Origin of the sequence: Phormidesmis priestleyi ULC007, from assembly GCF_003003695.1 — a bacterium.
Lineage (GTDB): Bacteria > Cyanobacteriota > Cyanobacteriia > Leptolyngbyales > Leptolyngbyaceae > Phormidesmis_A > Phormidesmis_A priestleyi_A.
On sequence record NZ_PVWG01000069.1, the window covers coordinates 1 to 18,682 of the forward strand.

The 18,682-nt window shown below is 48.3% G+C and carries 25 protein-coding genes and 2 pseudogenes; 15 read left to right on the forward strand and 12 right to left on the reverse strand.

Annotated elements, in window-relative coordinates:
* A pseudogene (locus C7B65_RS25195) lies at positions 1-253 on the forward strand (IS66 family transposase); the annotation flags it as partial.
* A gap of 329 nt (positions 254-582) precedes the next feature.
* Here the strand turns inward: C7B65_RS25195 and C7B65_RS25200 are convergent.
* The 7 genes from C7B65_RS25200 to tnpA all read right to left on the reverse strand — a co-directional run bounded on the left by C7B65_RS25200 (position 583) and on the right by tnpA (position 5,280).
* Positions 583-1,689: an ABC transporter substrate-binding protein gene (locus tag C7B65_RS25200; RefSeq protein WP_073075132.1), complete on the reverse strand. Its 1,107-nt coding sequence runs from the start codon at positions 1,687-1,689 to the stop codon at positions 583-585.
* A gap of 73 nt (positions 1,690-1,762) precedes the next feature.
* Positions 1,763-2,269, reverse strand: coding sequence for a 2-oxo-4-hydroxy-4-carboxy-5-ureidoimidazoline decarboxylase (gene uraD, locus C7B65_RS25205; RefSeq protein WP_073075131.1), 507 nt, complete (start codon positions 2,267-2,269; stop codon positions 1,763-1,765).
* Positions 2,270-2,626: a hydroxyisourate hydrolase gene (uraH, locus tag C7B65_RS25210; RefSeq protein ID WP_073075130.1), complete on the reverse strand. Its 357-nt coding sequence runs from the start codon at positions 2,624-2,626 to the stop codon at positions 2,270-2,272.
* A gap of 92 nt (positions 2,627-2,718) precedes the next feature.
* Entirely contained in the window at positions 2,719-3,882 is a 1,164-nt protein-coding gene (gene hpxO, locus C7B65_RS25215) for an FAD-dependent urate hydroxylase HpxO (RefSeq protein WP_073075129.1), read from the reverse strand.
* Positions 3,883-4,162: 280 nt separating this feature from the next.
* Positions 4,163-4,399: a hypothetical protein gene (locus C7B65_RS28565; protein WP_219898734.1), complete on the reverse strand. Its 237-nt coding sequence runs from the start codon at positions 4,397-4,399 to the stop codon at positions 4,163-4,165.
* 69 nt (positions 4,400-4,468) lie between these two features.
* Positions 4,469-4,642 (reverse strand): hypothetical protein, encoded by a 174-nt coding sequence (locus C7B65_RS28570; protein ID WP_219898735.1) that lies wholly within the window; start codon positions 4,640-4,642, stop codon positions 4,469-4,471.
* 236 nt (positions 4,643-4,878) lie between these two features.
* Positions 4,879-5,280 carry an IS200/IS605 family transposase gene (gene tnpA / locus C7B65_RS25225; RefSeq protein WP_073075128.1) on the reverse strand — a complete coding sequence of 134 codons (402 nt, stop codon included), beginning with the start codon at positions 5,278-5,280 and terminating at the stop codon, positions 4,879-4,881.
* 124 nt (positions 5,281-5,404) lie between these two features.
* Between tnpA and C7B65_RS28575 the strand changes: the two genes are divergently transcribed.
* The 3 genes from C7B65_RS28575 (at position 5,405) to C7B65_RS25235 (ending at position 6,207) form a co-directional block, all read left to right on the forward strand.
* The gene (locus C7B65_RS28575) at positions 5,405-5,527 is read left to right on the forward strand and encodes a S1 family peptidase (RefSeq protein WP_143162120.1); all 123 of its coding nucleotides are present in this window, start codon (positions 5,405-5,407) and stop codon (positions 5,525-5,527) included.
* Between the two features lie 101 nt (positions 5,528-5,628).
* Positions 5,629-5,907, forward strand: a complete 279-nt coding sequence (locus C7B65_RS25230; RefSeq protein WP_073075127.1) for a hypothetical protein — start codon at positions 5,629-5,631, stop codon at positions 5,905-5,907.
* 21 nt (positions 5,908-5,928) lie between these two features.
* The gene (locus tag C7B65_RS25235) at positions 5,929-6,207 is read left to right on the forward strand and encodes an HNH endonuclease (RefSeq protein ID WP_083583252.1); all 279 of its coding nucleotides are present in this window, start codon (positions 5,929-5,931) and stop codon (positions 6,205-6,207) included.
* A gap of 41 nt (positions 6,208-6,248) precedes the next feature.
* Here the strand turns inward: C7B65_RS25235 and C7B65_RS25240 are convergent, their stop codons facing one another.
* Positions 6,249-8,171: an ABC-F family ATP-binding cassette domain-containing protein gene (locus tag C7B65_RS25240; RefSeq protein WP_073075126.1), complete on the reverse strand. Its 1,923-nt coding sequence runs from the start codon at positions 8,169-8,171 to the stop codon at positions 6,249-6,251.
* Between the two features lie 140 nt (positions 8,172-8,311).
* Between C7B65_RS25240 and C7B65_RS29755 the strand changes: the two genes are divergently transcribed.
* Together C7B65_RS29755 and C7B65_RS25250 are read left to right on the forward strand one after the other, a co-directional pair.
* The gene (locus tag C7B65_RS29755) at positions 8,312-8,605 is read left to right on the forward strand and encodes a BrnT family toxin (protein WP_073075125.1); all 294 of its coding nucleotides are present in this window, start codon (positions 8,312-8,314) and stop codon (positions 8,603-8,605) included.
* Positions 8,553-8,849 carry a BrnA antitoxin family protein gene (locus C7B65_RS25250; RefSeq protein ID WP_073075124.1) on the forward strand — a complete coding sequence of 99 codons (297 nt, stop codon included), beginning with the start codon at positions 8,553-8,555 and terminating at the stop codon, positions 8,847-8,849. Before C7B65_RS29755 ends, C7B65_RS25250 begins: the two co-directional genes overlap by 53 nt.
* A 161-nt stretch (positions 8,850-9,010) precedes the next feature.
* Here C7B65_RS25250 and C7B65_RS25255 read toward each other — a convergent pair whose 3' ends face one another.
* Positions 9,011-9,382: a hypothetical protein gene (locus tag C7B65_RS25255; RefSeq protein WP_073075123.1), complete on the reverse strand. Its 372-nt coding sequence runs from the start codon at positions 9,380-9,382 to the stop codon at positions 9,011-9,013.
* A gap of 497 nt (positions 9,383-9,879) precedes the next feature.
* Here C7B65_RS25255 and C7B65_RS25260 point away from each other — a divergent pair, with 497 nt between their 5' ends.
* Together C7B65_RS25260 and C7B65_RS25265 are read left to right on the forward strand one after the other, a co-directional pair.
* Complete coding sequence (locus C7B65_RS25260; RefSeq protein ID WP_073075122.1) at positions 9,880-10,827, forward strand: SdrD B-like domain-containing protein; 948 nt, start codon at positions 9,880-9,882, stop codon at positions 10,825-10,827.
* Between the two features lie 178 nt (positions 10,828-11,005).
* Entirely contained in the window at positions 11,006-11,230 is a 225-nt protein-coding gene (locus C7B65_RS25265; RefSeq protein ID WP_073075121.1) for a DUF6887 family protein, read from the forward strand.
* Between the two features lie 18 nt (positions 11,231-11,248).
* Here C7B65_RS25265 and C7B65_RS25270 read toward each other — a convergent pair whose 3' ends face one another.
* Positions 11,249-11,641: a hypothetical protein gene (locus tag C7B65_RS25270; RefSeq protein WP_073075120.1), complete on the reverse strand. Its 393-nt coding sequence runs from the start codon at positions 11,639-11,641 to the stop codon at positions 11,249-11,251.
* Positions 11,642-11,892: 251 nt separating this feature from the next.
* Here C7B65_RS25270 and fusA point away from each other — a divergent pair, with 251 nt between their 5' ends.
* The gene (gene fusA / locus C7B65_RS25275; RefSeq protein WP_181314503.1) at positions 11,893-13,977 is read left to right on the forward strand and encodes an elongation factor G; all 2,085 of its coding nucleotides are present in this window, start codon (positions 11,893-11,895) and stop codon (positions 13,975-13,977) included.
* A 142-nt stretch (positions 13,978-14,119) separates the two neighbouring features.
* Complete coding sequence (locus tag C7B65_RS25280; RefSeq protein ID WP_223257518.1) at positions 14,120-14,938, forward strand: DUF362 domain-containing protein; 819 nt, start codon at positions 14,120-14,122, stop codon at positions 14,936-14,938.
* Here C7B65_RS25280 and C7B65_RS25285 read toward each other — a convergent pair.
* Positions 14,935-15,591 (reverse strand): TVP38/TMEM64 family protein, encoded by a 657-nt coding sequence (locus C7B65_RS25285; protein ID WP_083583250.1) that lies wholly within the window; start codon positions 15,589-15,591, stop codon positions 14,935-14,937. The genes C7B65_RS25280 and C7B65_RS25285 overlap by 4 nt on opposite strands.
* Positions 15,592-15,710: 119 nt before the next feature.
* Here C7B65_RS25285 and ureE point away from each other — a divergent pair, with 119 nt between their 5' ends.
* The 3 genes from ureE (at position 15,711) to C7B65_RS25300 (ending at position 17,215) form a co-directional block, all read left to right on the forward strand.
* Entirely contained in the window at positions 15,711-16,157 is a 447-nt protein-coding gene (gene ureE / locus C7B65_RS25290; RefSeq protein ID WP_073075117.1) for an urease accessory protein UreE, read from the forward strand.
* A complete protein-coding gene (locus C7B65_RS25295) occupies positions 16,141-16,821 on the forward strand; it encodes an urease accessory protein UreF (RefSeq protein WP_073075116.1) in 681 nt (226 codons plus the stop codon). The genes ureE and C7B65_RS25295 overlap by 17 nt, the downstream gene beginning before the upstream one ends.
* Positions 16,822-16,933: 112 nt before the next feature.
* Positions 16,934-17,215 carry a hypothetical protein gene (locus tag C7B65_RS25300; protein ID WP_106254220.1) on the forward strand — a complete coding sequence of 94 codons (282 nt, stop codon included), beginning with the start codon at positions 16,934-16,936 and terminating at the stop codon, positions 17,213-17,215.
* Positions 17,216-17,369: 154 nt separating this feature from the next.
* Here the strand turns inward: C7B65_RS25300 and C7B65_RS25305 are convergent, their stop codons facing one another.
* Positions 17,370-17,765: a hypothetical protein gene (locus C7B65_RS25305; RefSeq protein ID WP_073075114.1), complete on the reverse strand. Its 396-nt coding sequence runs from the start codon at positions 17,763-17,765 to the stop codon at positions 17,370-17,372.
* Between the two features lie 144 nt (positions 17,766-17,909).
* Here C7B65_RS25305 and C7B65_RS25310 point away from each other — a divergent pair, with 144 nt between their 5' ends.
* Both C7B65_RS25310 and C7B65_RS25315 read left to right on the forward strand, forming a co-directional pair.
* Positions 17,910-18,140 carry a hypothetical protein gene (locus C7B65_RS25310; protein WP_073075113.1) on the forward strand — a complete coding sequence of 77 codons (231 nt, stop codon included), beginning with the start codon at positions 17,910-17,912 and terminating at the stop codon, positions 18,138-18,140.
* 35 nt (positions 18,141-18,175) lie between these two features.
* Positions 18,176-18,682 (forward strand): annotated as a pseudogene (locus C7B65_RS25315) (hypothetical protein); the annotation flags it as partial.

The window sequence follows — 18,682 nt, forward strand, 5'->3', positions numbered from 1 at the left end:
TGATGGTGCAAAATCGCGCGGACGACCGAAGCAATCGCCCGCCAAAAACTTACTCGACCGTCTACAACAGCACCAATTCATGCATGATTTCCGCGTTCCCTTTGATAACAATCAAGCGGAGCGGGACTTGCGGATGATGAAATTGAAGCAGAAGATATCCGGTGGATTTCGCTCGGTCGAAGGGGCGCAAATGTTTGGTCGCATTCGGGGCTACATTTCCACGCTCAAGAAGCAAGGATTCAATGTATTGGACGTAGGACGTACAGTTTCTGGATGTACAGTTTCTGTATCAAGCTACTTTATCAAAATTAGCTTCGCCCCTAACTTTGATAAAAAGATTCTGTCCACGGTTAAACCAGGGTTCAAGGCTCAAAACCTGCTCAAATTTTGTCCGAAGTATTGTCACTAAGAAACGTGGATTTAATTAAAGTGCCGCTTCTTGCCCTCACCTTAGCCCTCTCCTTGGGGAGAGGAAACAAGAATTCTAGCTCCCTTGGGGGAAGGGTTGGGGAGGGCTTCGCCCCGCTTTGCGAGGAGGGCAGAAGACGATCACAAGTTTTACAGGTTACTTAATTCACGATCCTACGCTTGATAAGCTTGCGCCCCTTTGTTGACAAACTTCAGCGTATAGGCTTGCTTGTAGTCAGTTCCTGGTTTAAACACGCCTGCGCTTACCATTGAGTTAAAAAAGGTCTCCCAGCGCTCGTCGGTCATTGCCCCGATGCCTTTTGTCCCTGCGTCTCCGCCATTCACAATCTGATATTTGTCAAACGTCGATCGGGCGTAAGCAAGCTGATCGTCTGTCATTTCAGGGTTGTCTTTTTTAATCAACGCATCGCCTGGAGCGGGATCTTTAAGGTAGCTATACCAGCCTTTAATCGACGCATCGACAAATCGCTGCACCAGATCAGGATTTTTATCAACAAGCTCTTTTTTAGCCTCGATCGTGGTCGCATAAGGCGCATAGCCAGAATCTGCCAGCAAGAACACCACTGGGTCGATTTTTCCGACTTTCTTGATCACGTTGGGTTCAGACGAAACATAACCCTGTTGAGCCACATTCTGATCCGCTAAAAAGAGCCCAGGGTTAAAGTTGTAGGTGCGCTTCTGGTCGTCAGTAAAGCCAAATTTTGACTTTAGATAAGGCCAGTAGGTGGTGTATGCCTGAGCAGACATGAGAATTGGCTTGCCCTTAAGATCAGCCAAGTCTTTGACCCCGACATTGGGGTGAGCAATCAACACCTGCGGGTCTTTCTGAAACACGGCCGCGACTGTGATCTTAGGAATGCCCGACTCGATCGAGACGATCGCATCGGCTCCATAGCCCATAAAGAAGTCGATCGCGCCGCCCATCAAAAGCTGAGTGCCGTTGACTTGAGGCCCTCCCATTTTGAGCGTCACGTCTAGCCCGTGGTCTTTATAAATGCCTTTGGCAACTGCTTGATAAAAGCCCCCATGTTCGGCTTCAGCAAACCAATTGGTACTCATGGTGACTTTATCGAGCTTGCCAGCACTAGAGACGGGCAATGCTGCCGGAGAATTGTTGGTTGAAGACTCGCCTCCCTGAGAGCAGGCAGCAACAATCCCGCTTCCCAATGCGAGTGAGCCATATTGAATAAACTTGCGGCGACTAACGCCTTGACGATCGGAGGAATCTTGACGGTAACTCACGCGCTGTCCTTGTTTCATGCCTATTAAATGCAGTATAAAAGCCACAAATATTGCTATTTGTAGCGAAGAATACTTTCTTTATCGTAGACTACTACACGGGTGACTCGATCAAACTGCTCAACCGAAAATGAGCGATCGTCAAAATTTCTGACAACGCTTGGGTGATTTCTGTTGACAATGAATTTTTTAATCGTTGATCAAACGCATCTAAAATGCTGGACTTGGTGTGATTTTTAACCGCAACGATAAACGGAAACCCAAACTTATCTTTATAAGCCTGATTGAGAAATTGGAATCGAGCATAGTCTTGAGCTGTCAACCGATCTAAGCCGATTCCTGACTGCTCCTGCACAGAAGCCTCTGCCATTTTTGCTTTAGCGCCCAAATCAGGGTGAGCGCGAATCAGCGCCAGTTGTTCAGCCTGACTCATATCGTTGACGATCGCAGTCATTTTTTGGTGCAGATCATTCACGTCAGCAAACGGGCGTTGGTGCCAAACTTGATGGGCGATCGTGGGCGTTTCCTCAAAGACAGCACCCAATCGTTCAACAAATTCTGTTTGACTCATCGGGTTAAGTTGCGCGATCGAGTAAACCATTCAACTGCCTCGATAAGTGCTGTAAGCCCAAGGCGATGCCAGCAAGGGTACATGATAATGAGCCGTCGAATCTGAAACTCCGAACTGAATGGGAACCCGATCGAGAAACGGCACTTCCATAAGATCGCTCTCAAATCGTGCGAAATAAGCTCCGACTGAAAACACGAGTTCATAAACGCCGACCTTTAATTCGGCATCTGCAAGCAACGGCAAATCAGTGCGTCCGTCAGCATTGGTGACGATCGTTTTTAGCAGTATTTTTTGTGATGCAGAATCGATTGCAAAAAGCTCGATCGTCAAATCATTCGCTGGACAGCCATTTGCGGTATCTAAAACATGAGTCGTGAGTTTTCCCATTGTAACTTCTCTTAAGATCGTCAATTGCAAGGGCATGGCACTGCCGGGCCCATTAGTGTTGCAAGTAATAGATATTATTTAATCTCCCATTATTAGTGTAGTGGCCCCGCTAAGATTGTATTAGAAATCGCATTGATGATATCACTCCCATCCTCGTGTTTGAGTTGTTCATACCACTGCTGCGTTTTTTCTGGGTCTTTACCGTGCGTCATGTGCGATCGCTTCCGCGCCCTCAGCACAATATCTGCGGTTCGACCCAGACGTTCTGACTCATAGCGCTTGAGCGCATCTTCAACGCCCAGCGTGGTTGAATGCAAATAGCGCGTTAACACCTCGGCATCCTCGATCGCCTGACAGCCTCCCTGCCCCAGATCAGGAGCCGTGCTGTGAGCCGCATCGCCCAGCAGCGCCACACGACCTTTGACAAACCGCTCTAGTGGCTCAATGTCGTGAATCTCAACCCGATTAGTTCTTAACGGGTCGAGTCGCTCAATCAGCGTTTGCACCGGGGCAGCCCAGCCCTTAAAAAAGCTCATCAACTCCTCTCGATAGTGGTCTGGAGTGCTTACAGACCCCTTGGGAAGCGGCACATCAAAAAAGAAATAAAACCGCCCATCACCTACGGGCATCAACGAGGCGCGTTTGTGTTCGCCCACATAGATCGCCCAGCTATTGGCCGGAGCCAAATCTGGGCTGATAGGCACAAGTCCGTTCCAGTTGACGTAGCCGACATAGTGGCGATCGGTCGGGTGCCCTAAAACTCGATCACGCACGATCGAGTGCGTTCCGTCTGCCCCAATCAACAGATCGCCTGTTGCCGTGCGTCCGTTTTCAAATCGGGCAGTCACACCCGTTTCAGTTTGCTCAATCTCAACACACTTGCAGTTAAGCTGCACGTTTTCAGCCCCAAACTCATGCAGCAGCATCGTTTGCAGATCAGTTCGAGCCACTGGGTAAGGGCGCTGCCCAACTTTTTGCACGAGCGGATCTAGACTGACATCGGTGAGCAATTCCCCAGTGTGGCTGTGATATTGCATGCGATCCATCTGTCCGCCGATTTGGGCGATCGCTTTGCCCAGGCCCATTCGATTCAGCACCTTAACCCCATTTGACCAGAGAGAAATGCCAGCACCAGCGGGACGTAACTCGCTGACTCGATCGTAGATTTCAACGTGATAGCCCACTTGACGCAGCGCGATTCCGGTTGCCAGACCGCCCATTCCTGCTCCAATGATCACAACCTTGAGGTCATCCATTCGCGACTCCTGCCTGCTGCTTCTAGTCAAAACTGTAAAATCTTCAGACTCAGCTTCGTATACCGGATACTATTGCCAAAGCCAAGACGCAAGACTGTGATGCTAGATACTAACTGGAGTTTTAACTAAAAACAACAGGAATTCACAAAGAACAATCCAAAATGAATTGCAATAAAACAAGTTTCGATCTTTACAGACCACGGCAGCGATCGCGGCTGCTCTATCTGACTTCGCAAAAACGTGTCGAGGGCTGAAAACGGTTCGTCTAGCAACAGCGATGTTAATCTGATTTCAACTGCCAAGATTTGTCTTGAGAAAACTCTAACACCACTGCATGATAGTTGGCTAACGTCGATCGATGACCCACACTCAAAAAAGTGGTGTTGCTCGCCTGCAACTGCTGATAGAGCCGCTCCCCATTTTGGATGTCTAGGGCACTGGTGGCTTCGTCTAAAATTGCGTAGTTCGGTTTGTTGAGAAACAGTCGAGCAAAGGTGAGGCGCTGTTGTTCACCCAACGATTAGAATGTCTGCCCAATCTTGTTGGGTGTCAAAGCCTCCAAATCGTTTGGCAAGATCTACTAAATTCACCATTCCAACACTTGATCTAGCTGTGCTTTTTCGACCTCGATCGTAGTATTCGAGTACAAAATTTGTTCGCGGAGTGTTCCCAACACCCTATAAGGACGCTGAGACAAAAGGAGAATTTGATCAGAGTCAGGACGCACGATCGTGCCGCTTCCTGAGTTCTTTGTGCTCAATTTTGGATGAAGAAGAGCATCAGAGATGATTCAACTATCCCATTCAAACCTCTTGACTTGCAAGACGGTATCTGTACTTAGCCCGTGAGGGGTTCGGGGAGCGATCAGCCCCGCGCTGTATGCGTAGTATCAGCGTCGGGATACAGGGACTCCCCGCGCTAGACGATGCCCGTCTTACTCAGTTGCCTACGGAGGGAAACCCTCCTTCAGCACTGAGCGCCTCGACGGGGCTGAGACTAGCGGCCGCTTTGGTTCTGCACATACTTTCTAAGGATTTCTAGAGGGGTGTTACCGCAAGAATCAATAGAGTAAGATTCACTCCAAAACACATCCTTCCAGTAGACAGCATCTACCTGCGCCTCAAACTCCTGCCTAATTCTGCGACTGGAAACACTTTTAAGATTGTTGACGAATTTGCTCAACTGCATCTGTGGAAAGTATCGGAACACGATATGTAGATGATTGGGTTCACCGTTGCATTCCAATAATTCGCACTGCCACTTTTGGCACAAGTCAGCCACAATCTCTTTAAGCCTTTCCAGCATGGTGGGAGTAATGACCTTGTAGCGGTATTTGGTGCTTAAAATCAAATGAGCGTAGAGACGTGAAACTCCTCTTGAGCGTGGCTTATAATCCATTTGCACTCTATCAGTGTGTATAGTATGATTATAATCAAGAGGTGCGCCTTGACGAGTGAGTTCACCACTCTATCAAGACGACTTCTCCAAAGTCCGCACATACCGAACTAGGAGCAAATACATCATGCCAGATCCCAGAGATTCTCAGGTTTATATTGACCCCGAAACCAACAAGTTTGTGGTTGAGGAAGACGGCGGAAAGCGAGAAGCCACTCCCGAAGAGGCAGACGAGCAAATCGAGAAATAGGAGGAGGTTCAGAAGGAGGCTGACAAGAGTCTCAACTAATTAATCTCCGTCCAGCATCACAATCTCGTGATGCTGGATTCATATTTTTGAGGACTTATCCAATGGTTGCTACTTATCCAAAATCAGTAAGTCGGACATCTCTCAGCGCTCCTCCTTTAGCGGTTGGCGCGAAACCGACCGCCCAAGAAATCTATTATTCAGGTCGTGTTGTGCGGTTCATGGGACGAGTGTATTGGGTGAAATGGTGCAACGGCACTCAAGTTTGTTTAACGGCTAGACAGGGCTTGTATGGCGGAATCTATCAACCTTATCCCATGAAGTCGTTTGACTTTAATGAGTGGACGGTTCCAGTTACTCACGTCTTTCTTGCGGTGGTGTAGTCAATGAGGCGGTGAGATGCAATGCTCCTAAAGAAGCAAAAAGGAAGATGCACACACTGCGGATTGTTCTTCAAGGATGGAGATCTGCTCGAAGCCGACCCTATCATCCCCCGCTCCCAAGGTGGTACGGATGACTACAAAAACCTTCAGTTACTCCATCGGCATTGTCACGACGTTAAAACTGCCCAGGACAGCAGGAAAGGCTTGCATGACAAGCAACACGTCATTGAGGAGCCGGATGCAGGGAAATCTTGCACGTCCGGTTCTGAAGACCAGCAGGTAGGGCGACCTGCCTGCTGAGTTTAATCACTTGCAAGTCCCTAACAGCGTTTAGGTGAGCTTTATTCGGCTGCCAGTTCCGCCAGTTCTAGCCAGCGATCGGTCGCTGTCTCGATCGTGTGTTCTAGCTCTGCCATACGCGCCGAAAGTTTTTCTACCGCCGAGAAGCCATCGGGCGGATTGCGATGCAGGGTTTTCTCAATGTCGGCTTTTTCAGCTTCCATTTGCGGAATTTGAGCTTCCAACGTTTCAAACTCGCGCTTCTCTTTATAAGAAAGCTTTCGAGCTTTAGTGGGTGCCGTTGCTACCGCAGGCTGATCGATTTGTTTGGCAGATTTCTGACTCGCTGCGTCTATTTTTCCCGCGTCTTCTTCTGCTTTTTTGTAATCTAGATAAACCGAGTAGTTGCCAGGATATTTGCGAATGTTGCCACCCGGTTCGAGCGAGAAAATGGTATCGACGGTGCGATCGAGAAAGTAGCGATCGTGTGACACCACAATCACACAGCCGTTAAAGTCTTCTAGATATTCTTCTAAGATTGCCAGCGTTTGCACATCGAGATCGTTGGTCGGCTCGTCTAAAATCAAAACGTTGGGTGCACTTAACAAGACTTGTAGTAAGAATAATCGCCGCTTTTCGCCTCCAGACAGTTTGTGAATGGGCGAATATTGCTGACTGCCGGGGAATAAGAATTTCTCTAGCATCTGAGAGGCGGTGATCACCGTCCCGTCTGCTAGCGTCACCAATTCTGCCGTTTCTTTGAGATAGTCGATCACTCGCTGGTCTTGATTGAGCGAGTTGAGCAAATCATCTGAGTGTTGATCAAAATAGCCGATGTGAATGGTGCTGCCGATGTCTACGGTGCCAGAGTCGGGTGTTAACCTTGCTGTTACCAAATTCATTAACGTCGATTTTCCGGCACCGTTTGCGCCAATGATTCCCACTCGATCGTCAGGGCTAAATTCGTAAGTGAAATCTTTGATCAGAGTCTGATCGCCGAACGATTTTGAGACATTAGTCATCTCAATCACTTTCTTACCAATTCGACGACCTGCCGTAGCGATATCAACCTTGCCGTTTGCCTGTTTAAATTCGCGATCGCGCATTTCGTGAACTCTATCGATCCGCGCTTTTTGTTTTGTGCTTCGCGCTTTAGGCCCTCGACTCAGCCACTCTAATTCGCGACGCAATACGCCCTGATGTTTGCGTTGAGTGCTGGCAGCCGATTCTTCAGCCAGCGCTTTTTTCTCTAGATAGTAGGAATAGTTACCAGAGTAAGCATAGAGATCGCCGCGATCGATTTCTAAAATGCGATTGGTGACGCGATCGAGAAAGTAGCGATCGTGGGTGATCAAAAGCAACGCACCCCGATAGCGATTGAGATAACTTTGCAGCCATTCCACCGACAGCGCATCCAAATGGTTAGTCGGCTCGTCCATCAGCAGCATATCGGGTTGAGACAGCAGCGCCGTCGCCAGGGCAATTCGCTTGCGATAGCCGCCTGAGAGATCGCCAATTCGGGCGGTCAGGTCGTCAATGCCTAGCTCGGTGAGAATAATTTTGGCGTTGGTTTCGAGTTCCCAGGCTCCGGTCGAGTCCATTTTTTCAGACACTTCAGAGAACCGCGCCATGATTTGGTTTCGGTCGCCTTGCCCGTGAGCTAACTTGTCAGAAAGCTCTTCATATTCACGCACCAGTGCCATCTGTTCGCCGCTATCGGCAAACACTTGCTCAAGCACCGTGTGGTCTTCGTCAATTTCGGGCTGCTGCGGCAAATAAACGAGTCGCATACTCGGATTGACGAGGCGTTGACCCGCGTCGATCGACTCCAATCCAGCGATCATTTTGAGCAGGGTTGATTTGCCAGAGCCGTTGGTGCCAATCAGCCCCACCTTATCGCCTTCTTCAACGGTGAAGCTGGCATCTTTCAGCAGTTCTTTAATGCCGAAGTCTTTTTTAATCGATCGAAGGGTAAGCAGACTCATGCGATTTTAGGTGAAAGCAGTTATGTGGGCAGGTTAGCACTTCATAGATCGTAACGTGAAAAAGTGGGGCGATCGCATCAAAAATTGAGTGCAGCAATAAACGTCCAGCCTAGTCTATAAAAATCCGATAAAATCAAGGCATGAAATTCGAGTGGGATCAGCAAAAGAACCAAGCAAACGTTGCAAAGCATGAACTTGATTTTGCAGACGCACCTAGAGTTTTCAGACTACCACTCCGTGTTTCTCTAGATGAGCGGCAAGACTATGGGGAGGATCGATGGGTTGGAATCGGGATACTTGACGGGCGTTTTGTGGTTGTAGTTTTTACAGAACCGAACGAGCAAACAATCCGTATTATTTCACTTCGCAAAGCTCTGCCTTATGAACGAAAATGCTATGAACAATACCTCAAAGACGAATTGGGAGAAGGTTGACTCACTCACAGAGGAAGAAATTGATACCTCTGATATTCCTCCATTAACTGAGGAGTTTTTCAGCAAGTCGCGGTGGTGGAAACCCGTAGCGCCATTGAATGTTCTGGTTCAAGTAGATCCCAGCACGCTAGCCTGGTTTCAGGCTCAGGGCGAGGATTATGAAAAGAAAATGGCTGCGGCACTACGAATTTATGCAGAAGCTCACAAAGTAGAGTCAAACTCAGAGCAAGCGCCAGCCGCATAACAACCCCAATGCACTCGATCGTCAAGAGGCGATCGGTGGGATGTTCAAGGTTGTCTGCGGTGGGTGATTGGGAACGTTAGGCAGAAAGTCCTTTTGCGCGGTGAGGGAGCCGCATGACTATGAAGAATTCAATAATCGATGGCTCCCTAATGCCCAATTTTCTAGAGTTGAATGGTGATTTTGTTGTGCAACTCCTCCACTTGAATTAGTGAACCATTCCCCAGAACAATGTTGAACTTCGCGAGCGATCGTTCAACCTGATAGCCAGGTAAAACTCGAACAATCTGATATTCAGTCGTCAAGTCACTCGTGCCATCCCATTTGAGCAACGCCAGTTGATTTGACGCGATCTCACTCAGTTGTGAAACAAACTCTTCAATGCGATCGCTTACATCCAAGATAATGCCAGACGACATAAAGAGATAACGCTCCTGCAAATCCAAAGTCACACTAACCCGATAACGTCTTTCGGTTGAGCAACGCAACTCAACGGTGAACGAAATCGAGCTAGGAATCACAGTCCTAACTCCCATATTATTTTGTCCTCTCAGTTAGTTTAGAGAGGACAAGAACACTGATTTCTCAGACATTCCACAGGGGTGAAAAATGGTTGCAGGATCTTGATTCCAGCCTTTCAAGATCCCATAGCAAAGCCGACGGTGTACAATCATGAACGCCTCCTAAGTTACTCACATTAACTAGGGATGGAAGTCCTCGGAGTCTGATCTCGCAAATCAGATTTCGGGGCACAACTTCATCACTGCGATGTATTCTACAGGAGTTTTTTGCTTTTTGAAATGCTGAGTTTTGAGGGAGTCGCGATTTATCCCGCTTGTCCGGTGAGGATGACTCCAGTCATGATGAAGATTTCTTAAAGCCCCGCCATTAATTTCTTGAACCAGAGATATTATGTGACTGCATGACGTTCTGCCTAATTCCCCAGTTTCAGGCTGCTATATTGAAGAGGTATTTACTAGGACTCAGCAGCAAGTTCTTAGAAGCTGTTTCTTGAACCAGACAGGTTAGCACCATGCCAAGTGGCGCAATTCCAGTCAAAGTCACTCTAAAAAATGAGGCAGGCAAAGAAATCACCAGTGCTATCATAAATGCTCCTGGTAGCCACAAGTTTTATAATTTGCCAGCAGGCAAATACACTGTCACGTTTACTGCTCCTGATGGCTTCAAGTTTCTTTCACCTAACCCTTCTTCTCACAGTTTGACGGGTGATAAAAATACTCTCGAAGTAACGATCGGGCTAAAAGATGTTATTGCTACCGGAACTCCCTCTCAAGGAGCAGAATCTTCTAAACCGCCGATTGGATTAATTGCTCTAGCAGCGATAAGTATGTCTCTGCTTGGGAATTTATCACTAGTCGAGGACTTTTTTTCCTCATTCTCCCCAACTAAAAGATTACAGCCAGATCGAGTACAGTCTTCTCCGGATCCCCGTCCAAGAAGTACAGATAACCGTTATGTGGATGAATTACCACCAGAAGTGGAAGCTAAATTGAGACAGTGTTTGAAGGAAAATCTTAAACGTCTGTTAGGTATTCCTAGTCTTTCAGATTTAGTTGAGTCATTAACTAAGGAAGAAAACTCTAAAACTGAATTTCAATCACAAGTTATACTTTTGTACAAAAGAGTTAAAGAGTTACGTTCAACTATTGAAGACTGCGACCCTACATTAATTCAGGAAATCGTTGCGGCTGAAAATCGTAGAACCAATCAAAGACAGTCTCAAAACAGAGTGATGATTGTCGGAGAACTGGTCAATGTACGGGTAAGCCCAAGTTTAGAAGCTGAAGTGATTGAGCAACTTCCATATGGTACTACTGTGCAAACAGATATCCAAATCTTTACTTATCTTTCAGATCAACAGCGATTAGCAATAGCAAGAAGCGAGGGTTGGCATCCTATTATTTTGTCTGACAGAAAAAGAGGCTACATTTACAGCCTCTACATCAGAAAATCACTATAACTTGCATCTTTAATATGAGATCGTAGCATAACAAGTCGATGAAGCGGACGGGCAAGAGATATTGGTGAGGTTGCAAAAATCCTCTGCCGCTGCTTATCTTGGTCGTTCCTGTCCGAGCAACAAGCGACGGAAGTTTTACGATAATAGTCGCGGAGTTTTAGTCAGTGGAGATTTAACAATGACGAAGCCCAACTTTAGCAAAATGACTCGGCAAGAGCTGAGAGCCTATGTTTTAGCTCATAGAGAGGATGATGCAGCGATCGAAGCTCTAATTAAAACGGGAAATCCAAACAGCCCAACCTATCCATTTCCTCAAACTGACGAGGATTTGAGGAAAATGGAAGAAATACTCAAGAGAAAACTGGGTAGCAGTGGCGGCAGACGTGGAATATCTCTGCGTTGATGAGCGATCGCTCCTTTCTCAAACCCCATTTTCAAGCCGCAGTTTAGCTTCTTTTTCAAACCACGCCACAACTTGCGGCACGGTCAAATCTTCGATCGCGACTCTGGCATCTGCTGCCGATCGCTCTAATGGCTTGATCGCCGAAATCGTCAGTTGCGTAAAGAATGGTTTAAAATTGCTATCCATCCCCTGCTGCAAACCGGGATCGTTAGCGACCCAATCGGCGATTTGTTGGGGATCTAAATCAGCAATCGCTTGGTTGGATTGTTGCGCGACCTGCTTGAGCGATCGCAGCGCATAGATCGCAACTCTGACTGAGAAGCGATCGCGTGAAGTCAGCAGAGCTTTATCAACCTCAGCACATTCGTCAGGCGTGAGAAATTCTGTAGGAGATGCTGGCAAATCAGTCATAGAAAGAACGGTAACGACTCACGCTTAAATTCTAGACCACCCTCTCGATCTCCGTAGACTCTTTATCCTCCACAGTTTACCCTTCACACTTTACAATAAGTAATAGAGCTAGAGCCAGGAAAGAGAAGTCCTTAATGGTTGACATCATTGAAATTCAGCCTGTACTTGTTATAAAAGCAACATCGAGTGCTTCTGAATGACTTTTGCAGGAGCTTACTCCCGGTTTATCGCGTTTAATCTAAAGAGCAATCATGAAAGACCTCACTCGCTATCGAAATATCGGCATCTTCGCTCACGTCGATGCTGGCAAAACAACCACTACCGAAAGAATTCTGAAGCTGACTGGTAAGATCCACAAAATCGGTGAGGTGCACGAAGGCGCGGCAACCACAGACTTCATGGCGCAAGAGCAAGAGCGCGGCATCACGATTCAGTCTGCGGCAACGACCTGCTTTTGGAATGACCACCAACTCAATATTATTGACACTCCCGGTCACGTCGATTTCACCATTGAGGTCTACCGTTCTCTCAAGGTGCTTGACGGTGGCATTGGGGTGTTCTGCGGTTCGGGTGGGGTCGAGCCACAATCTGAAACCAACTGGCGCTATGCCAACGATTCTAAAGTTGCTCGCCTCGTCTATATCAATAAGCTCGATCGCACGGGTGCCGATTTTTATCGGGTCGTCAAGCAAGTTGATAAAGTGCTGGGCGCAAAACCGATGGTGATGGTGCTGCCGATCGGCGTTGAAGAAAAGTTTCGCGGCGTAGTCGATCTGCTGACCCGCAAAGCCTGGATCTGGGATGACTCTGGCGATCCGATGAGCTATCAGATCACCGAGGTGCCTGCTGATATGGTCGCTGAAGTCGAAAGCTATCGTGAGCAGCTCATTGAGCTAGCGGTCGAGCAAGACGATGCCCTCATGGAACAGTATCTAGAGGGCGAAGAGCTAGATATCGACTCGCTTAAGCGGTGCATTCGTAAAGGCACCCGCGACCTAGCCTTTTTCCCGACCTACTGCGGTTCGTCGTTTAAAAACAAGGGCGTACAGTTGGTGCTAGACGCTGTGGTTGACTATCTGCCCAACCCCATGGAAGTGACCCCGCAGCCAGAAGTCGATCTCGAAGGACACGCGACGGGCAACTTTGCTCTCGTTGATCCAGAGAAGCCGCTCCGGGCGCTTGCGTTTAAGATTATGGACGATCGCTTTGGTGCGCTGACTTTCACGCGCCTCTATTCTGGCAAGATCTCGAAGGGTGACACCGTGCTTAACACGGCAACGGGCAAAACCGAGCGGATCAGTCGCCTGGTGGAAATGCACGCCAATTCTCGCGAAGAGATTGACTCGGCTCAAGCGGGTGACATTATTGCGATCGTGGGTATGAAGAATGTCCGCACTGGGCATACGATTTGCGATCCCAAAAATCCGGCGACGCTGGAGCCGATGGTTTTCCCAGACCCCGTGATCTCAATTTCGGTTAAGCCCAAAACCAAAGGCGGCGAAGAGAAGATGGGGGCTGCCTTGACCAAAATGGTGCAAGAAGATCCATCGTTCCACATGATGACCGATCTAGAGAGCGGCGAAACCATTCTCAAGGGCATGGGCGAACTCCACCTCGACATCAAAGTAGACATTTTGAAGCGCACTCACGGAGTCGAAGTAGAAGTGGGCGAACCCCAAGTTGCCTACCGCGAGTCGATTACCAAGCGCCTCGAAGACGACTACATTCACAAGAAGCAGTCGGGTGGTTCGGGTCAATATGCCAAGATCAGCTATGTGGTTGAACCGGGCGAACCCGGCAGCGGCTTCCAGTTTGAGTCAAAGGTGACGGGTGGCTCTGTACCCAGAGAATATTGGCCCGCCGTCGAAAAAGGCTTTGAAAGCTGTATCGACAAAGGCGTGTTGGCTGGGTTCCCCTGCATGGATCTGAAGTTCACGCTGCTAGAGGGGGGATTTCACCCGGTTGACTCGTCGGCGATGGCGTTTGAGATCGCGGCTAAAGCTGCTTATCGGCAGTCTATTCCGCAAGCGGGCCCTCAATTGCTCGAACCGATTATGAATGTCGATGTGTTTACCCCAGACGACTATATGGGGGATGTCATTGGCGATCTTAATCGTCGCCGGGGAATGATGAAAGCTCAGGAGACGGGGCAGACCGGGGCGCGCCTCAAAGCAGATGTGCCGTTGAGCGAGATGTTTGGCTACATTGGCGACCTGCGAACCATGACCTCTGGGCGTGGACAGTTCTCAATGTCGTTTTCGCACTATTCACCTTGCCCCAGTAACATTGCGGAAGAGGTGATCAAGGCAGCGAAAGAGCGTCAGGCTGCTGCGTAGTAATTTGAATCTAACTGCCCTTTTATAGAGCAGATGTTTTAAGCTTTCTGATTGGTGAATTGCCGATCGGGAAGCTTATTTCTTTAGAAACGCTAATTAAATAATGTTGGTGACTTGCAACAGCAATGGGCACGGCAGTGCCATGCCCCTACGCACATTGGTTTTAATGATGTCAATTCAAACGACTGGAATGGTTCACACGACTTCGGCACGATCGTTCGTTTATCAACCTCCCGCATCTGCTTACGGTGCCCGTCGCATTCTTGTTAAACCCAATTTGGGCTATCCGGTTGCGCCGCCAGTGACGGTGAGCATGGAAGTCTTGGGTCAGGTTCTGAAAGCGTTGCGTCAAGCCAGTTCTAAGGCTGAGATTTTAATCGTGGAGGGGGTTTGCTCTCCGGTTAGTTTGGCTGACATCGCGGCACGAAATGGACTTTATGCACTGCTAGATGAAGGAATGCAGCTTCTAGATGCTGACACACTGCCGATCGTAGAATATCCCAATCGTTCTCCAGTCCCGGTGCGCTTTGACAAAATGTGGGCACCTGCGCTGCTGCAAAAAGTGGACTGTCGGATTACAGTGGGAACGTTTAAGCGAACCATCTTGAAAGATAAACCGCTAATTTCTGCCTCGCTCAAGAATTTGTATGGACTGTTTCCACGATCGCAATATAAAGCCCGCAGTGCCAACTCTCGCGGACAACTACACCGCCCCTCAGTGCCTCTCGTGTTGCAGGATGTCTATTTTTGCATTGGGCATCTGTTTGATGGAGCCGTAGTGGATGCCGATCGCCGATTAATCAGCCCTGACTGGAAACCCGATAAAGGAAAGACCATCGCCCTGGATAAAGTTTTTTTTGGAGATGACATGATCTCGGTCGATCGGGCGGCTTGTCAAGACGCAGGAGAGGCGATTCCTAGTTATTTAGATGCAATTGATCAGATACGATCTCGCTCCTAGTCATCTTCACTGGCTAAAGCTTTTCGGGCAATGCGAGTCAGGTAAAGGGTAACTGCAACGGTGGCAATCAGCCCGACCGATCGCAGCGCCAATTGAGCCGATTGAGCGGATGGGGCTGATGCGTCAATAGTGGCTAAACTACCCGCAAGAGAACCGATATAAACATACAGAATTGTTCCAGGAATCATGCCTGTACAACCCAACACGTAATCTCGAAGCGAAACATCTGTAACGCTAAACGCATAGTTTAATAGAACAAACGGAAACGCTGGCGATAGACGAGTTAGAAAAACAATTTTCAATCCTTCTTTGGCAACGGTTTCATCGATCGCTTTAAATTTAGCATTGCCTTCAATCTTTTTAGAAATCCAGTCACGAGCAAAATAACGTCCAATCAGAAATGCAGCCGTTGCACCAAGTGTCGCACCAATGAACGCGTAGAGAGAACCCCAAATAGCACCAAAGACAACGCCTGCACCTAAAGTTAAAACACTTCCTGGAATCAAAAGCACGGTTAGTAAGAGATAAGTGCCGATGAATATGGCTGCACTCGCTGAACCAAAATCTTGAATCCATTTCAGTAAACTTTGCAATGATTCTTGGATATTAGAAAGATGAATTGCAGCGACAATAGAAAAATTGATTAGAATCATTACAATTAAAAAGTGCCTATCTTTCTTTGGGGACTTAGAGCAATCTTACAAAATTGATTGACCTTTCAAAAAAGTTATTTTGAACTGTAGAATTTGACTCAGACTGGATTAACCTTTTGATGAAAGCAGTGACTCTAACGTTTACTCAACGTCTTTTGACGGGCGATCGTAACCCAGTTCAATACACACTATCGCTGACGGCAGAAGAACGATCGCGATCGCGCCACCCCTTTCAAACTGATGACGGGCAGGCGATCTATTTGCATCTTCCTAGAGGTACAACGCTGCGAGAGGGCGATCGGCTACGAGCCGAATCAGGTGAACTTGCCCAAGTGCGCGCTAAACCCGAACCTGTGCTTACCGTTACGGCTGAGAGTGCGATCGAGTTGCTGCAAGTCGCCTATCATCTCGGAAACCGTCACGTTTCGCTCGAAATCACGGAGACTTATTTGCGCCTTTCACCTGATCCGGTGCTGCAAGATTTGCTCCACCATCGCGGGCTGACTGTGACTGAAGAAGTTGCCCCATTTCAGCCTGAAATCGGTGCTTATGGACATGCTCACTAATTCTGCATTGCTGAAGTTATTACAGCTTGCCAGCCCGACGCTGCCGATCGGGGCTTATAGCTATTCTGAGGGCGTTGAATCTCTGGTCGATGCCGCCAAGATCACGAGCGCGTCTAGTCTAGAACACTGGCTCAGGCAAGAACTACGCTATGGAGCCGTGCGTGTTGAAGCGGCTGTGATGATTCGCGCTTATCGATCGACGATTGTTGAAGATTTTTCTGCTTTGACTGACTGGAATCACTGGTTATCAGCAACGCGAGAAACCGAGGAGTTACGATCACAAAGCTGGCAAATGGGACGATCGCTGCTGCGATTATTTCAAGACTTACAAGCGGATGAATTCACCCCACTGCTGTTGCAGGAAGAGTGTAACTTTGCGATCGCCTTTGGCACGATCGCCGCTCGTTGGCAAATCGACGAACAATCTGCCACTTTGGGATATTTCCACAGTTGGGCGACGAATCTGATTAGTGCAGGAATTAAGCTGATTCCGTTAGGGCAAACGGCAGGGCAGCGGCTGTTGTTGGAGTTGGGTGAGGCGTTCGATCGAGCCACTCAAGAAGTGTTGACGCTGCAAGACGACGATCTGAGTAGCTGCGGTTGGGGTTTATCACTGGCAAGCATGGCACACGAAACGTTATACAGCCGACTGTTTCGCAGTTAGAGCATCTCATTCTCCACGAAGACAGCATTGAGCCAGTCGATTACAAACAAAAGCCTTGCCAGAGATAATCTAGCGGGGTTTAGAATTTGATCACACATTGATAAGCCAATTTATGATGACTAACCCACCCGATAGGCTCGATCGCATTGAGGCAATTCTGGCAAATCTAGCCAGCCGAGACGAAACCTATCAGCAGCGCTTTGAGGAACTCGATCGACGGCAAGACATCACCCAGCGACAAATAGACGTATTGCTAGCACTGCATGACGAGACAACTGAGAGACTTGATCGACAGGACAGACAATTAGAAGTCGATCGGGCTGAGTTTCGCTCGACCGTACGCGATATTCTCAGTCATTTACAGACCCGCTATGACGGCAACGGCGGCAGCTAGATAAAAGAAAGCCCCCAGCTTTCGCCAAGGGTGGCTAATCATGACCATCAAAACTTTGCTCTACGGGTCAAGGAGCGATATTCTCTACCACTAAGTGGCTACCCGATTGATAGAATGTCGTCTCAAACGAGGCGGCTCCGCCCGGTGGGATGTCCTATTTCAGCCCTTGCTGCGCTTTTGCGGTTAGTTTGTCACTTACAAATGTTGCACTCATCATGCCTGCTTTGGTGGTCTTCCAAGCGTAAGTGACTGAATTCCCGGTTTTCTCAGTCTCGTCGCCTTTGTAGCCGATAAGGTTGGCAATATCAATGTGGCTCATCCCTTCGCTGAAGCAAGTTTCATACATCGCTTGAACCAACGCTGAGTAAGGTAAGTTGCAAACATCGGCACCTTCAGGGATGAAACCTTGTAAAACTGCGATCGGGTTAGGTGTAACACCTGCGGAGGAAGTTTTGGGGATTCCGGTTACTTTACCTCCTCGACCAGCAGCTAACACGATTTGTGCAATCGCCACTTCGTCATTGGTTTGTTGGCTAACCGTCCCCAACACAGGAATCTCCTTAGCCTTAAATTCTTTAGCCGTTACAACTGACGTGGAAGATGAGGACTTCTCTACGCTTGGACTTGAATTTGCACAACCTACAAGCGCTAGTTCGTGTATACTAGAAAAGTATTTTTGTATTGCAAATGATTCATGAAGCCTGAGACTGTCTTAGAGATCTACCAACTCTTCTTACAGTCGGACGATTGCAAAGCAAATAGCCGACTCGCGGACAACCTAAAGACTACTCTCCGTCGATATATTCTTCCCCAGTATGGATTTACGGCAGCAATGCTGTCTGATGATTTGGATGGTTGTCTAAAAAGGGTAACTCAGATCTTGCACCATTCTCAAGAAGGGGTTGCCAAACGGCTGAAAATCTGAAAGAAAGGGCGTAGAAGTAATTTGGTTTGACGGTTATGGAAACCATCTTTGAGTACGCCCAATCGCTAGTCTATACCTTGCTCGGATTGATGCCTAGTCCTCATCAGCGCAGCAGTCTCGAAGCGCTGCTCGGACTGTTTCTACAAGCCCAAGGACAAGCCATCCCTGCCCACTGCACCAGCAAATCCGCGAGTGCCTTGAGTCGCTTTCTCAATCGCTACGACTGGTCAACGGTAGGAGTGATTCGCGCCACGCGCCGCGCGATGCTCAACCAAGTTTTGCGGCACCTGCCTCCCGGCATGACCACGTTAAAAGTGATCCTTGACCTGACGACGCTGCCCAAGTGTGGCAAGTTTGCTCACCTGGCAACGAGTTTACCATCGGAGGTTGGAGACGACAGTGCAACGGTGCAGACTGACCCCTGGGTGCGGGTACTCAATGGCAAACGGGGGTTGCATCTAGTCATGCATCTAGTCATGCTGTATCTGGTCATCGGACAGTGGCGAGTGCCCTGGAGCTTCTGCATCTGGCACGGCAAAGGG